The sequence below is a fragment of the Rickettsia endosymbiont of Oedothorax gibbosus genome (assembly GCF_936269705.1).
In the GTDB taxonomy this organism is placed as follows: domain Bacteria; phylum Pseudomonadota; class Alphaproteobacteria; order Rickettsiales; family Rickettsiaceae; genus Tisiphia.
The window spans coordinates 821,692-837,736 of the sequence record NZ_OW370493.1 but is presented as its reverse complement, the minus strand read 5'-3'; the positions used below and the strand labels follow the sequence as shown (position 1 = coordinate 837,736).

The window sequence follows — 16,045 nt, the reverse complement described above, 5'->3', positions numbered from 1 at the left end:
ACAAGTCGGGTTAGTCAATTCACTCATCATCAACAGGATCGCCTGAATCATCAGTATTCAAAGATTGTTCATCAAACATGAAGAAAAAGGCTTTAATACTATTATTAGGGGTTTCTATGAATATAGCCCCATCTTGATAAATGCCATTATCTTTACTGTGTGGGTTGTAGTTCCCCTGATTCAGATGTATATCATGTATACCTCTAGGAGGAAGTTGAGAATGTTGTTGTTTTAACTGTAGTCCATAAGGTACTACCGCCCTTGTTTCAGTATCATCATAAGACTCCCCTAAAATACATATCTTTGTACCACGGACAATATGCATGTCTAGCAAAGATGAAATTTCTTGCCATGATTGTGCTAAAGTATTCTTTAAATAATCTATTTGAAAAATTCCACTACGGAGATAATCAAGCCTAGAGACATGAGTTAACTGATCCAAGCTAAATAATCCTTCATCTCCTAGTTTAGCTAAATTAGTTAACAACTCATTATTATTCAACTGATCGACATAGTATAGCTTAACATTAGCTCTAGAATCAGACTGAATATCTATATTTACTTGATAGTCTAGTTTGTTGGCTTGCACTATAAAATTATGGTGAGTCATTGTGTGTTTTGTACGATCTTCTAAATCCTCTAACACAATACCTTTTACACATGAATAGTTTTTTAGCATAATAATACCTTGTAAATTTTAATTTATATTATATTAACTGGTCGGTGAGTCAATCTTTTTATAGCCACCCGACAGGGCAGCTATATAGTCAATTAACCTGAATTAGTGCCGAATAAGCACCCATCGTGCTGTCATTGCGAGGAGGCATAAGCCTCCGAAGCAATCCATTTTAATAGTTTTTTTAGATTGCTTCGTCGCCACTAAAGTGGTTCCTCGCAATGACGCTGAGGCTAAATACTAATCGGCTTTATAACGTTGCCAATTCAAGTTAATTCACTATATCACTCATCTCCTATTCTAAGAGCAGCTATAAAAGCTGATTGCGGAATTTCGACGTTACCAATATTACGCATACGTTTTTTCCCAGCTTTTTGCTTTTCCAATAATTTACGTTTACGAGTTATATCCCCACCATAGCATTTAGATAAAACATCTTTACGCATTGCTTTAACGGTTTCTCTAGCGATTATTCTGCTACCAATAGCAGCTTGAATAGCAATCTGAAATAATTGCCTTGGGATTAAATCGCTAAGGCGTTTACACAATTCTCGACCACGATATTCTGATCGTGACCGATGCACTATAGTAGATAGAGCATCAACTGGCTCGCTATTAACCAAAATAGATAATTTTACCAAATCACTTTCCTCATAACCATCCATTTCCCAATCAAAGCTAGCATAGCCTTTTGTGTAACTTTTTAACTTATCGTAAAAATCAAATACTATCTCATTTAACGGTAATCGGTAAATTACCATAGCCCTACCACCTACATAAGTTAATTCAATTTGTACTCCTCTTTTATCAGTACACAAAGATAAAACATTACCTAAAAACTCATCTGGCACTAATATTGTTGCCTTAACCCAAGGCTCTAACATTGATTCTATATTTTGAGTAACAGGTAAGTCAGCCGGATTATGTATTTCTAATTGATGTCCATCACGCATATTAATCTTATAAACCACACTAGGAGCAGTAGTTATCATATCAAGATCAAATTCACGCTCCAGTCTTTCTTGCACTATTTCAAGATGTAGTAACCCTAAGAAACCGCAGCGAAATCCTAATCCTAAGGCAGTTGAACTTTCTGCTTCAAATTCAAAGCTAGAATCGTTAAGCCTTAATTTAGCTAAAGAATCTTTTAAATGCTCAAATTGTGAAGCATCTGAAGGATATAATCCACAAAATACTACCGGTAAATGTGGCTTGAAACCAGGCAAAGGCTCCTTGCAAGGTCTTTTTTCATCAGTTATTGTGTCACCAACTTTACAATCCACAACTTGCTTGATTGAAGCAGTGAAAAACCCTATTTCTCCTGAATATAAAATATCTGATATATGTTTCTTAGGAGTAAAATACCCAACATTCTCAATATTATAACTAGAATTGCTAGCCATCATCCTGATACGCATATTTTTGCGTAAAGTTCCATCGATAACTCTAACCAAAATTACTACTCCTAGGTAAGAATCGTACCAACTATCAACCAATAATGCCTTCAAAATATCTGTTTGATTAGTTGCAGGACAGGGTAGTCTATTAACAATTGCTTCAAGTACTTCTTCTATTCCTATACCACTCTTTGCCGAAATCAATAATGCATCGCTTGCATCTATACCAATTACGTCCTCTATTTGTTGTTTAACCTTATCAGGATCAGCAGCCGGTAGATCAATCTTATTGAGTACTGGAACAATTTCATGCTTATTATCAATCGCTTGATAAACATTTGCGAGAGTTTGTGCCTCAACACCCTGGCTACTATCTACCACTAATAACGAGCTTTCACAAGCAGCGAGTGACCTACTAACCTCATAAGAAAAATCCACATGACCAGGAGTATCCATTAGGTTTAGATAATAGGTATTACCATCTTTGGCTTTATAAACTAATCTAACAGTCTGTGCTTTGATAGTGATTCCCCGTTCTTTTTCTATGTCCATTGAGTCAAGTACCTGCTGACTCATTTCTCGAGCTATCAATCCTCCACAATATTCAATTAACCTGTCTGCTAAAGTAGACTTACCATGATCAATATGAGCGATGATTGAAAAATTTCTGATAAACTTTTGATTATTCATTGTATATGCGATATAATGTTAAAATTAGAAAAATGCTAACCCGACTGGTCATTGCAAAAAGTAGCGAAGCTCGAACGAAACGATCCAATCTAATGAATAGTGGATTGCCACGACCTACTTGCGTGGTCTCACAATGACGTCGGTTTATCTTATCTTTATATAGTAAAATTCCATTTTATAGTAGGAAATAATAGTGCGTGCTGAAATTGAACATTATGTAAAAAAAATCGAACAGTCTTTAGAGCTGCTCAGGAGGTCACTTTGATTTTGATAACGCAACCAAAAGGCTTGTAGAGCTGGAAAATATTTCAGAAGATCCAACTCTGTGGAATAATCAGGAGAAGGCTCAAAGTATTATGAAAGAAAAAAGACTTCTAGAGACTAAGCTTAATTCGTTTAAACAACTTCAATCTAATCTTACGGAATGTTTAGAACTTGAAGAATTGGCGTTTGTCGAAAATGACCAACAAGTTCTAGAACAAGTTCAAGAAGATTTAAGAAAACTATCTATTATTGCCGGCAAATTTGAGACTGAATGCTTATTTTCTGGGGAATTTGACAGTAATAATTGTTTTCTTGAAATCAATGCTGGAGCTGGAGGCACAGAGAGTCATGACTGGGCGTCAATTATGATGCGTATGTATTTGCGTTTCGCGGAAAGGCAGGGTTTTAAAAGCGAGGTTATTCATCTTATTAACGGTGAAGAAGCAGGAATAAAATCATGTACTATTAAAATTAATGGCTACCAAGCATATGGTTGGTTTCGAACGGAATCAGGAGTGCACCGTTTAGTACGGATATCGCCTTTTAATGCAGCGGGCAAAAGGATGACTAGCTTTGCTAGTAGTTGGGTATATCCAGAAATTGATGATAGTATTGCCATTGTAATAGATGAAAAAGACCTTAGAATTGATACTTATCGTTCTTCCGGAGCTGGGGGGCAACACGTAAACACTACTGATTCTGCCGTAAGGATTACCCACTTACCTACTAATATCGTAACACAGTGCCAAAATGATAGATCACAGCATAAGAACAAAGCACAGGCTATGAAAATGCTTAAAGCAAGGCTTTATGAACTAGAGTTAAAAAAACGTACTGAGGATATTCAAGAACAGAATGCATCAAAAACTGAAAATGGCTGGGGACATCAAATAAGATCTTATGTATTGCAACCTTATCAAATGGTTAAGGATTTACGTACCAATCATGAGACTTCTGATACTAAAGGTGTACTTGACGGAGATTTAGAAAAATTTGTTTCAGCTAGCCTATCAATTAGTGTTGGTAATATATAGTCAATTTAGGATAGATTGGCTATAGTCAAGTGATGAGAAGTTGGTGACGTCGTCGCTCCATCGCTCCTAGCCCCAAATTCTTCTGAATTGACTATATATATAATTAAGAAACGTGCTAAAATGTCTATATTTCAAAGATAAATATAAAATCTATGGATATTTTCTTATCCTTTGTTGACAATTATCAAAAAAAGGAGTACCATACTTTTTGAGTTTAATAATTAACTCTTTAATAGCATGAAAACCTTATTTCTGCCTGTCAGTTATTGGGTTTAATTTCTACGGAAGAGTTCGAATTAAGTTCAGATAAGTAACTCTATACTAAAAGGTTTTTATGATTACTAAAGTAGGTAAGGTCAAATGGTTTAATACAACCAAAGGCTTTGGTTTTATTCAACCAGACGATGGTGGGAGTGACGTTTTTGTTCACATCTCGGCTGTAGAGCGTGCCGGGATCCGTAATCTTAATGGAGGTCAAAGTGTAGGCTTTGATCTAGAAGACAATAAGGGAAAAATTTCTGCTGTTAATCTGCAAATAAAATAATATTTATTTAAAACTACAAGCAACTACTCAAAATTTATGAGTGGTTATTAAACTAGTGAATTTTGGGTAGTATCATCTTTTTATACACTCTGTGCATTATCTTTTATAATTCAGTGTTCACTGTAAGTAAAGTTGTAATTTTATTGGACTATTTTAAGTATACTCGAATGATTTGGGGAAATGGATTTTCAAAGCAAAAGAGTATCTATGGTAGGATTGTATTTATAATTACAGCCGCTTTTACTATACAACAATTAATAACCCGCTTTATAACATAAAAACTTAATCATAAATTTATTTTTTTAAGGTATAGAATATATGTTTACTCAAGTGCTTTGAAGATTTGGAGTTTAACTGCATTTAACCTTTCAATTCCTTAAAGCATTTGAGTATTTTTAATTTACGATAAATAACATTGGATTTAATAATGAAAAATTTTAATTTACCAAACGAAGTGATTATATCACTTGAACAGATGAACATCACCTCTCCTACAGAAATTCAAAGAGAGGCTATACCGATTGCGATGCAAGGTAGTGATATTCTTGCTTCTAGTCAAACTGGCTCGGGTAAAACCCTTGCCTATTTACTACCAATCGTCAATTCTTTTATACAGACTAAATCAATGGCTTTGGTACTTGTACCAACTCGGGAATTAGCTAGTCAAGTACGTACTACTTTAACTAATGTAACTACTCAAATTAAGCTTCCTAGTGCGGTTTTAATAGGTGGTGAACCAATGCATAAACAATTTACGCAGCTAAAGGCAAATCCTAAAGTGGTGATTGGAACCCCTGGTCGTATTATAGATCATTTACTACGTGGTACCTTAAAATTAAACACAGTGCAATTAGTGGTACTTGATGAGATGGACAGAATGCTTGATATGGGCATGAAAGAACAGTTGGAAGAAATAAATAAATATATACCTGAAAAAAGACAGGTTTTAATGTTTTCAGCTACTATGCCAAAACATATTATTGCACTATCGCAAAAATATGTGATTAACCCTAAACGTATTACTATTGGCTCAACTACTCAGGCTGCTTCTCAAATAAAACAAGAAACTTTGCGAATTTCTGATAAAGAGAAATTCCCTGAGCTTATAAAGCAATTAAACCAACGTGATGGCTCTATAATTATTTTTGTGAAAACTAAGCGTGGTGCCGATCAGTTGGCAAAAATGTTAAAATTTGAAGATCACAAAGCTGAAGCTATCCATGGTGATTTAACACAAGGTAGACGTGATCATGTAATTGCATCATTTCGTTCTTCTCGTCATAGAATTATGGTGGCAACAGATGTTGCGGCTCGTGGCTTAGATATACCGCATACACAACATGTGATCAATTATGACCTACCAATGTCTCCAGAAGATTATTTACATAGAATAGGTAGAACTGGTAGAGCAGGACTTTCAGGTTGTGCATTATCCTTCATTTCGCCAGAAGATAATATTAGGTGGAAAGCTATTGATCGTCTAATGAACCAAGGCGAGAGTACTTCAAGAGAAGAAATGACAGGAAATAAGAATCGTAGAAGACCATTTAATGGTAATAATAGCAACAATAACAATAATGGTAGAAAAAGTTATTTTCCTCGTAATAATAACGATAAAAAGCCTTATTCTGGTCGCTCTAGAAATAGCCAAGCGTCCTAATTTAGTAAAAGCAGTTATGTTATACCCGATTAGCATTTAGCATCAGCGTCATTGCGAGCTGATGTATCCCCACGAAATTGTTGCAAAATAGCAAGAATTGATAGAATATCTTCATTATTTAATGATGATGGAGATAGTAGGTTATGGATGTAAAAACAGTATTAAATGAAGTAATAAAAGAACATTGTCCTTTTATACATAATAATCGTTTAAATGCGTTACTTGATGTTGCAGAAGGCTTGCGATATAGTCAGAATTTGTCTTTGAGTGCAATTGGCAGGAACTTGAGTGGTGATAGTAAAGTAAAACATAAAATAAAAAAAGTTGATAGATGTATAGGTAACAAACATTTATATAACGAGGTTGATAATCTCTATAGTGCTTTATCATATTTCATATTTGAGTTTATCAAGCATTCTAATGATGACAGTGTTGTGATTGATTTATGTTATCTTAAAGATGATCGCATGGTACAAATGCTAAGTGCTCAATTTTGTACAAGAGGGATGAGTTTACCTTTGTATCAAGATGTGTTTGAAGAAGGTGAATTAAAGGGCAGAACGGTAGAATTTTTAAATAAATTAAAGAGTATAATACCTGATGGAAAAAGGGTTATTGTGATTATGGACGCTGGCTTTCATATTGAATGGTTTAAGGAAATAGAAAAACAAGGGTGGAGTTGGGTGTGTCGGGTACGACAAGGAAAAGATTTAAAATTAGCTAAGAATGAGGATTGGATATCAGTTGAAAATTTCATGCCATCAATTGGTTCAAAAACGATGGAATGTGGTACGATTCTGCTAACCAAAGCTCATAAATATTCCTGCAGAATGGTTACAACTTGCAAAGTCCCTAAGGGTCGAGTGCAGAAGGTTAGCAGGAATCGTACTAGCAGTAAAACAGCAAATGGTTCATATAACAAAGCTGCAAAAGAACCTTGGATATTGGTAACTAACTTAAGTTCTGATGAATATAAGGGAGCGGAAATAGTGAGGTTATATAGCAAACGTATGCAAATAGAGGAGACGTTTCGAGTGATAAAAAGTCATCAATTTGGTCTTGCTGGAAGATATATTCGAACTTTAGATGTGAATAGATGGGGAGTTTTAATGTTACTATCTGCCATTGTTATTATAACATATTGGGTTATAGGTGTGGTAGGCTATAGCCAAGGTATGCAAAGAATTTTCCAACCTAACACAGTAAAAGATAAAAAGATTTATTCGTATTTTACCCTTGGGAAATTTATTATTGAATTTAATTATTTGCATGCCATAAAACCATTGGTAGAACCCCTGGCATCTATTATAAAGACGGAGCTTTGTCGTGCTTAATTTCGTGGGGATACATCAGATTGCGAGGAGCCACTTTAGTGGGTACGAAGCAATCCAAAAAAGCGATTAAAATGGATTGCTTCGGAGGCTTACGCTTCCTCGCTAATAGACAGCACGATGGGTGCTTATTCGGCACTAATTCAGGTTAATTGACTATAACAAACTTACTATAGCTAAATAACTATAAAAGGGAAAATCAAAAAATTCATTATTTAAGGATAAAAATAAAAGTGAAAGTAATTAAGATCGCACCTTCATTGCTATCAGCAAATTTTGCTAATTTACAAAAAGAAATCAGTTCTTTGGAAAAAGCGGGGGCTGATATGATCCATATAGACGTTATGGATGGTCATTTTGTGCCTAACTTAACATTTGGATCTCCTATAATAAAAGCCTTAAGATCTTATACTGCATTGCCGTTTGATATACATTTAATGATTAATAACCCAGAATATTCGATTAAAGAGTATGCTAGTAGTGGGGCAGATATTATCACTATCCATCCTGAAACAACTATTCATCTTGACCGAACTTTAGACATTATTCAAAATTTAGGAGTAAAAGTTGGAGTGGCACTGCTTCCTTCCACCAACCCAAATTCTATAGATTATATTATTGATAAAGTAGATTTGATTTTAGTAATGACTGTAAATCCTGGGTTTTCTGGTCAAAAATTTATAGAGAATCAGTTAGAGAAAATCAAAATTATTTCAGAAAAAATCAAAAATTCCAACAAAATTATATTACTTTCTGTAGATGGAGGAATAAATAATATTACCGGTAAAAATTGCATCAACGCAGGAGCTGATATTTTAGTATCAGGTAATTTTATTTTTCAATCAAAAAATTATCAAAAACAAATAGATTTACTAAGACAGTAACTATCTCACCTTACGCATAACCCAGGATAATTTAAAAATTGCAAAAAAATACAAGACGTCGTCTATTAGCGAGGAGCTACTGTATTACTCGATAATCAAGTTTTTTGCAGAGCTTATAAATAGTAGGTTGTTTGAAGGAAATTTGAATATATCCGAGTCACAACATCTATCTTTAAACACAACATCTATCTTTAAACGCAAAATTTGTCATTCCAGCTTCGGTGCGGAATCTATAATACCTTAGGGTATTTTTAGATCCCTGCTTTCGCAGGGATGACAACCATGATCCTATATTTTATTCAAATCTGCAAAAAAACTTGATTATCGAGTATTAGCATTGAAGCAACCCAGGAAAGTGACCCAAATGGATTGCCGCGACTACTACGTAGTCTCGCAATGACTTATATGCACCACAAACATCATTGCAAAAGAACATATGTGAGCGTGGCAATCCATTTCTAATCACCTTTTGGATATACTATCTTGAATAAAGTTCAATTACTAAATGTACTTCTGGCTCAAAAGGATATGGAACATCAGAAATTACTGGAATTCTGACGAACTTACCAGACAATGAATGGGCATCAAAAGTTAAATAACCTGGTACGGTATTTTTTTGTTTGCTAGCTGTTTCGAGTATTACAGGAATTTGTTTTGCTGATTCCTTTAGCTCGATGACATCGCCTTCTTTTAATCGCATGCTTGGGATATCAACCTTTTTGCCATTTACCTTAATATGACCATGGGTGACAAATTGTCTTGCAGCAAAAATCGTTGGGGCAATATTCATTCTGTAGATAACAGCGTCAAGCCTTCTCTCTAATAGACCTATAAAATTTTCACCAGTATTGCCTTTCATTTTTTGTGCAAGAGCAAAGGTGTTTCTAAACTGTTTTTCGTTAATCCGACCATAATGACATTTAAGCTTTTGTTTAGCTTTTAAGTGTACACCATAATCAGAAGTTTTAACCATACTATTCTGACCATGTTGACCAGGACGGTAATTTCTTGTATTGAAGGCATCTTTGCTGTCGCCCCATAGGCTTACACCAAGTCTTCGGCTTGCCTTATATTTAGAACTAATAATTTTTGTCACGCTCTATAAATCTCATAATTTTGACATTATTAATATATACATTGAAATTCATCAAGTATATATCAAAATATATATATTTTAACAACTAAAGTCAACCCTCATTTCTTGAAATATCAAAAGTTATTTGTTCAACAACAGATAATCCTCAAGATTGATTATTTGGGCTGACTTAATATCTATATTGGAGTGGGAAGTAAGCAAAATAATTCCACCATTATTGGCTTTTGAAATAATCAAGTTATGTAGTAATTCTTTATTCTCTTGATCTAGGTTTGCTTCTACTTCATCCAATAACCATAAGTTTGATTGGCAAGCAATAAGCTTTGCTAAAGCAACCTTTTTTTGGTTGCCAGCAGAGAGCCTATAACATTGTTCATGCAAAATATTATATAACTTGAAATAATATACCGAAGATTCTAATGTTTCAAGGGAATCATAAATTGTAGACCAAAATCTTAGATATTCTAATACAGTTATTTGAGATTTTAGCCCAAGATTATGTCCAATATAATTACAATAAGGTTTTTTTAAATGTTTGCAGTTCAATGAGCTATATAAAATATTGCCACTTGTTGGATTTTGTATATTAGCAACAATTCTAAGTAATGAAGTCTTTCCACAGCCATTAGCTCCTTGTAAATAAACTATAGAAGATGGTAAGCAAGTCACGCTGATATTAGTGAAGATACTTCTTTGGTCTATAATAAGAGTGACTTGCTCAAATGACAACATTTATTCTAAATGATCATCTATAGGAGTCTTGGCCATAAGGTCTACTGTATTATCTTCATCGTTAACTATGAAAAAATCAAGTTCTTTCATATCTAAGACTGGTTCTTCTGGCAAGTTATAAAAATACTTTTTGAGAGTGTATAACGCAGCAGTAATCGTCACGATTATCAATGAAGAAACTGCTGTAATAAGAATCTTCCCAGTTGTAGTAAGGGTCTCTTCAGTTGTAATCGGAGCCTTTTCGGTTGTAGTAAGAGTCTCAGTTGTAGTAGAAGCCTTTTCGGTTGTAGTAAGAGCCTCAGTTGTAGTCGGGGTCTTCTTAGTTGTAGTAAGAGCCTTAGTTGTAGTAGAAGCCTTCTTAGATAAATTAATAGGAGTATCATCAATTGTGTTTAAAGAGATATCTTCTTCCCCATAGTTTTGCGAAGAACTGCCCAAAAGGTAATCTGAGCTAGTAGAGAAATTACCTAGATCATAATCATAAGGGCTAGGGCTATGTGTAGTAAGAAAGGTACCAACGTTACGTAGTAAGATTGTTGCAGCACATAAAGATATTATACCAATTGCAATAATTAACACGGTGTGTTTATCCAGTCTCTATACATAATTGATTTTACTAAATCTACATTATGAGCAAATTGATTCCAAGCGTAACAAGCCATAGTGACGATATCTTCATATACACCATAACATTGGTTAGACAAGAAATGATTTTTGATCCATTCCCAAACTTGTTCCATTGCATTAAGTTCCGGTGCATAGGGCGGAAGCGGTATCAAAGTGATATTGCTTGGCACAGTTAGTTTTTTGGCTGTGTGCCAACCTGCATTATCCGTTAGTAAAGCTATATGTCGGTTGCCTTGAATACTGCGAGAAAGCTCTTCTAAGAATTTATTCATTGCCTGTGTGTTTGCATATGGTAAAATTAATGCAAAAGCTTCTCCTGTATCATGGCAAGCAGCTCCATAAATATATGTTGAAATGAATTGCTGTTGCCGAACTTTACGGGGTCTAGTGCCACGCTTAGCCCATATACGAGTTAAGCTACCTTGTTGCCCAACTCGAGTTTCATCCTGAGACCATATATCAACTTTACATCTATCGATATTTTTTGGTAATAATTTTGTTAACATGTCTGGGAAGTTTTTTTATATGTATTTTGAGTCTCTTGATTTGACTTTGGATGCATTGAACGAGAAGTAATCCAGCTAAAACCAAGGCGGTGCATAGTATTGTAGACTGTTTTTAAAGCGCATTTAGCACCATATTCCTCAAGTAACATGATATGTAGCTCCTTTCCAGTTATATACCCACCAGTTTTACTTTCACTGAGCGTATTGATTTTATCAAAAAGAGCAGACTCTTGTATAGTGTTAATCTTCCTAGGGGCACCGCTTCTTTGTGATTCAAATAATCCTTCAAAACCATGATTCCTAAATCTTCTGAGCCATGATTGCACAGTTTTCCAGTGTGACTTCACTATTTCAGATATGGCTTTTAAAGATTTGCCTAATTGAAGGTGATACATCGCCAATAAACGTATACGATTTCGACCATGCGGCTCATGTTTCATCATTTTTATAAAATCATGACCATGAAAACCTTGTGGTAATATTAACCTAGCCATTTGAGTACCTTTATCAGTTAAAAACCCATTTTACACCACTGCGTTAATTATTGCAATTGGTATTACTTGTCGTAACCCAAATTTTACAATAGCCCCTTGTAATACTTGATGACAATGATATTGGTTATTTTTATGCCCTCTAATTAGGCAACGTTTACAACTCACTTTATCAGAGCTGTAATATTGTGTACCATCAACATTTAATAAGTATTTACCAGGAAATATTTGATATTGTTCTAGATGCTTCCCTCGTTGTAATTTACTAAATAATTCTTTGAAAATAGGTCTAAACGTTACGTCACTATCTACTTGGTCTATTACGTTCCTCATCCCCTGATCGCTAGGAAGCGATTGTACTGTAAACATGCTACGCAGATTATTACGTTGTTCCTTCCTTTCCATACGCCTTTGAAATTCTAGCAAAGATACTGATTGAAAATACATACACGCCAAACCAGATAACATAATATCTGCTATACTATTACTACTATTTACACCCCTTCTATCTTCTATACCAGCAAATCTATCTGCAATCATACTTCTGATTGCACTAAAACTTAAATGTTTCTTTGAATGCATAACTTGATACCAATATTATATTGATATTATCTTAGATAATTTATCCAACTTTGACTACTTTTTTAACTATTCCTCTACGAAAAACTTATTCCATATCCTTTTACTTACCTTCCTTCTATGACATATTTGGAATCGCTGCATACGACTTTTAATTACCCAGTCTAAATTTACTGAATAAATTTAAATTAGTCTATTTTGAATCTATCCAAGATATATTGCCATCTCGACGGTAATAAACTATATTAATACGATTAGTATTACTATTTTGAAACATTAAAGCAGGAAGGTTTTCAAGATCCATTTTCATAACGGCTTCACTTACTGATAAAATTAATATTTCTACAGATTTTTCTGCTATAATTACAGGATTATCAGAGGCTGATACATTATCTTCGTCTTCATGTTCATGGGGCGTGATAATATATTTGACTGCTTTAGGTGCCGCTTCGGATATTTTAATTCTATCATGACGATCTTTGAGTTTAGATTTGTACTTTCTAAGTTGCTTTTCAATTCGAGAAAGAGCAGCATCAAATGCTGAATATATATCATCTGAAGCAGCATTACCTTTCAATATTATATGTCTGCCGGTACCATCATTCACTACAATATCGCAAACCAGTTGAAATCCTTGTTTAGAGAAATGTACGTTTGCATTAATTATAGTAGAAAAGTACTTTGCTGCTACTTGCGTAGTACGGCTTTTTACATAATCTTGCAAAGAATTGCCAATAGAAATATGTTGACCTGATACTGATACTTGCATAAAACCCCCCTTTAAATTTATAGCTAACTAGTAGTATTTATTCATTCATCATAAACTGCCGTCATTGCCAAGAAAACCAAAGTTCTTAACCACTAAGTGCATTATACTACCATATTTGATATAATCTATCTCATTTTCTGTAAAAACTTGTAATATTACTTCAAAAGTTTCAACTATACCATTTTTCCTACTTATAATACAACGGAGTTGTGCATAAGGCTCTACTTTATTACTTAAGCCTGTAATTGTAATATATTCAGAACCATCAAGTTTTAAATCACTTACCGTAGTAGAAGTAAGTACAAGTGGTAATACGCCCATACCAACTAAATTTGATCGATGAATTCTTTCAAAACTTTCAGCAATTACCGCTTTTACTCCTAGTAAACTAGTACCTTTTGCTGCCCAATCTCTCGACGAACCAGAGCCATATTCTTTACCTGCAAAAATTACTAAAGGGATAGAATGAGCCTTATAATCCTGAGAGGCGTCATAAATACTCATTTGTTGACCATTCCGTTGATTGATCGTTATCCCCCCATCAATTCCAGGACACATAGCATTTTTAATCCTATTATTGGCAAAAGTCCCACGCATCATTACTTGATGATTGCCACGCCGTGATCCATAAGAGTTAAAATCTGCTGGTAAAATACCCTGCTCGGTTAAATATTTAGCAGCAGGGCTTGTTTTACTAATATTTCCGGCTGGCGATATATGATCAGTAGTAATAGAATTGCCAAAGATGGCTAATATTCTAGCAGATTCTATATCCCCCAATTCACTGGATATATGCTCGATACCTTCAAAATAAGGTGGATTATTGATATAAGTGCTATTTTTATTCCAATTATAAGTATCACTTTTAGTTACCTTAATATTTTGCCATTCCTTATCACCTAAAAATATATCACTATATTTCTCCTTAAACATTTTACAGTCAATAGATTCCTCAATTATTTTCTGTATCGAGTTTTGAGTAGGCCAAATATCCTTAAGATAAACATCCTTACCATCATGACTTTTTCCTATCACATCAGTCTCAAGATTAATGTTGATAGTACCGGTGATAGCATAAGCAATAACTAGCGGCGGAGAGGCAAGATAACTAGCTATGGTTAGAGGATGTACCCTACCCTCAAAATTTCTGTTACCAGATAATACCGAAGCAACAACCAGATTGTTTTTGGTAATAGTCTCTTCTATTTCCGGCAACAGTGACCCAGAATTGCCTATACAAGTAGTACAACCATAGCCAACAAGATTAAAACCTAAATCATTGAGATATTGCTCAAGCCCACTTTTCTTCAGATATTCTGTCACTATTTTTGAACCAGGAGCCAATGAGGTCTTAACCCATGGCTTTTTCACTAATCCAAGTTCTACTGCTTTTTTAGCCAGCAAGCCAGCAGCAACCATTACATTAGGATTGGAAGTATTGGTACAGCTAGTAATTGCCGCTATTACGACATCACCATGACTGATTGCATATTCATCAGTCACAGGGTATTTTTTATCAATATTAACATCACCTTTGGTTAAAGAAGCTAGTTCACTGTTAAAATTACTGGCGGCATTTCTTAGGTTAACTCGATCTTGTGGACGTCTTGGTCCTGCTAAAGAAGCTTCGATAGTAGATAAATCCAGCTCTAATGTCTCAGTATATTCCGGAATAATTGTCGATTCGTACCATAATGACTGTAGCTTAGCATATTGCTCTACTAATTTTATGCGATTTGGCTCTCTAGCCGTCAAGTTAAGATATTTGATAGTCTCATTGTCAATTGGAAAGAAGCCACAAGTAGCACCATATTCAGGAGCCATATTTGAAATAGTTGCCCTATCTGCCAATGTTAAAAAGTCCAATCCATCTCCATAAAATTCGACAAATTTGCCAACGACATTTTTCTTCCTTAACATTTGGGTAACGGTTAGCACCAAATCTGTAGCGGTAATCATCCCATTTAAAGAGCCAGTCAATTTAAAGCCAATTACCTCGGGTATAATCATTGATAGAGGCTGACCAAGCATTGCCGCCTCAGCTTCACCCCCCCCTACTCCCCAACCAAGAACTGCCAGACCATTAATCATCGTAGTATGACTATCTGTACCAACCAATGTATCCGGATAAGCGAAAGTTACCCCTTCTTGTTGTTTAGTCCACACAACATTAGCTAAATATTCCAAATTAACCTGATGACAAATACCTGTTCCCGGGGGTACTACTTTAAAATTATCAAATACTTCCTGCCCCCATTTTAAAAACTCATAACGCTCTATATTCCGAGCTACTTCCATTGTAACATTTTTATCAAAAGCTTCACTTGTTCCATAATAATCGACTTGTACCGAATGATCTATTACCAGATCAACAGGTATCAAAGGATTAATCTTTAATGGATTCTTCCCTAGTTTTTTCATAGCATCACGCATAGCAGCTAAATCAACAATAACCGGAACGCCAGTAAAATCCTGCATCAGTACCCTAGCTGGCATAAATGGTATCTCAGCCTCGGATTTCCTTGCCTTAAGCCATTCTTTAAATAGCAACAACTTCTCTTGGCTACCAGTTAGACGCAGAACATTTTCAAATAATATCCTTAAACTATAAGGTAAACGCTTTAACTCAAGCCCAATATCACTTGCCGCCTTATTTATATCAAAAATTTTATAAACATCCTCTCCAACAGATATTTCTTTAAGATAATCATAATTCATATTAACCACTCCAAATTTATTTTATAGCTAACTCGAATAAGTTCTCG

At 34.7% G+C, this 16,045-nt stretch carries 15 protein-coding genes; 5 read left to right on the top strand and 10 right to left on the bottom strand.

Features of this window, described 5'->3' with window-relative positions; all coding sequences use genetic code 11:
• Window positions 1-19: 19 nt before the first annotated feature.
• Both NBW66_RS04615 and lepA read right to left on the bottom strand, forming a co-directional pair.
• On the bottom strand, window positions 20-679 hold the full coding sequence (locus tag NBW66_RS04615; RefSeq protein ID WP_284346724.1) for a DUF2278 family protein: 660 nt from the start codon (window positions 677-679) through the stop codon (window positions 20-22).
• 281 nt (window positions 680-960) lie between these two features.
• Complete coding sequence (lepA, locus tag NBW66_RS04610; protein WP_250311869.1) at window positions 961-2,763, bottom strand: translation elongation factor 4; 1,803 nt, start codon at window positions 2,761-2,763, stop codon at window positions 961-963.
• 193 nt (window positions 2,764-2,956) lie between these two features.
• Here lepA and prfB point away from each other — a divergent pair.
• The 5 genes from prfB (at window position 2,957) to rpe (ending at window position 8,480) form a co-directional block, all read left to right on the top strand.
• A protein-coding gene (prfB, locus tag NBW66_RS04605; RefSeq protein WP_250311868.1) for a peptide chain release factor 2 occupies window positions 2,957-4,061 on the top strand; the annotation gives its coding sequence in 2 pieces (ribosomal slippage) (window positions 2,957-3,025 and window positions 3,027-4,061; 1,104 coding nt in all).
• A 334-nt stretch (window positions 4,062-4,395) separates the two neighbouring features.
• A complete protein-coding gene (locus NBW66_RS04600; RefSeq protein WP_250311867.1) occupies window positions 4,396-4,605 on the top strand; it encodes a cold-shock protein in 210 nt (69 codons plus the stop codon).
• Window positions 4,606-5,032: 427 nt separating this feature from the next.
• The gene (locus NBW66_RS04595) at window positions 5,033-6,265 is read left to right on the top strand and encodes a DEAD/DEAH box helicase (protein ID WP_341752972.1); all 1,233 of its coding nucleotides are present in this window, start codon (window positions 5,033-5,035) and stop codon (window positions 6,263-6,265) included.
• 143 nt (window positions 6,266-6,408) lie between these two features.
• Complete coding sequence (locus tag NBW66_RS04590; protein WP_250311083.1) at window positions 6,409-7,599, top strand: IS4 family transposase; 1,191 nt, start codon at window positions 6,409-6,411, stop codon at window positions 7,597-7,599.
• A gap of 230 nt (window positions 7,600-7,829) precedes the next feature.
• The gene (rpe, locus tag NBW66_RS04585; protein ID WP_250311866.1) at window positions 7,830-8,480 is read left to right on the top strand and encodes a ribulose-phosphate 3-epimerase; all 651 of its coding nucleotides are present in this window, start codon (window positions 7,830-7,832) and stop codon (window positions 8,478-8,480) included.
• A 478-nt stretch (window positions 8,481-8,958) separates the two neighbouring features.
• On the opposite strand, the gene rpsD is transcribed toward rpe, so the two are convergent.
• From rpsD to acnA, 8 genes are all read right to left on the bottom strand, one after another.
• Window positions 8,959-9,576 carry a 30S ribosomal protein S4 gene (rpsD, locus tag NBW66_RS04580; protein WP_250311865.1) on the bottom strand — a complete coding sequence of 206 codons (618 nt, stop codon included), beginning with the start codon at window positions 9,574-9,576 and terminating at the stop codon, window positions 8,959-8,961.
• Window positions 9,577-9,696: 120 nt separating this feature from the next.
• Entirely contained in the window at window positions 9,697-10,308 is a 612-nt protein-coding gene (gene ccmA, locus NBW66_RS04575; protein WP_250311864.1) for a heme ABC exporter ATP-binding protein CcmA, read from the bottom strand.
• A complete protein-coding gene (locus NBW66_RS04570) occupies window positions 10,309-10,887 on the bottom strand; it encodes a hypothetical protein (RefSeq protein ID WP_250311863.1) in 579 nt (192 codons plus the stop codon).
• Window positions 10,881-11,441: an IS630 family transposase gene (locus NBW66_RS04565; RefSeq protein ID WP_250310543.1), complete on the bottom strand. Its 561-nt coding sequence runs from the start codon at window positions 11,439-11,441 to the stop codon at window positions 10,881-10,883. Before NBW66_RS04565 ends, NBW66_RS04570 begins: the two co-directional genes overlap by 7 nt.
• The gene (locus NBW66_RS04560) at window positions 11,435-11,935 is read right to left on the bottom strand and encodes a helix-turn-helix domain-containing protein (protein WP_250310542.1); all 501 of its coding nucleotides are present in this window, start codon (window positions 11,933-11,935) and stop codon (window positions 11,435-11,437) included. The genes NBW66_RS04565 and NBW66_RS04560 overlap by 7 nt, the downstream gene beginning before the upstream one ends.
• A gap of 30 nt (window positions 11,936-11,965) precedes the next feature.
• Window positions 11,966-12,514: a hypothetical protein gene (locus tag NBW66_RS04555; protein WP_250311862.1), complete on the bottom strand. Its 549-nt coding sequence runs from the start codon at window positions 12,512-12,514 to the stop codon at window positions 11,966-11,968.
• Window positions 12,515-12,704: 190 nt separating this feature from the next.
• The gene (hpf, locus tag NBW66_RS04550; protein WP_250311861.1) at window positions 12,705-13,280 is read right to left on the bottom strand and encodes a ribosome hibernation-promoting factor, HPF/YfiA family; all 576 of its coding nucleotides are present in this window, start codon (window positions 13,278-13,280) and stop codon (window positions 12,705-12,707) included.
• Window positions 13,281-13,328: 48 nt separating this feature from the next.
• A complete protein-coding gene (gene acnA / locus NBW66_RS04545; protein WP_250311860.1) occupies window positions 13,329-15,998 on the bottom strand; it encodes an aconitate hydratase AcnA in 2,670 nt (889 codons plus the stop codon).
• Window positions 15,999-16,045: the final 47 nt, after the last annotated feature.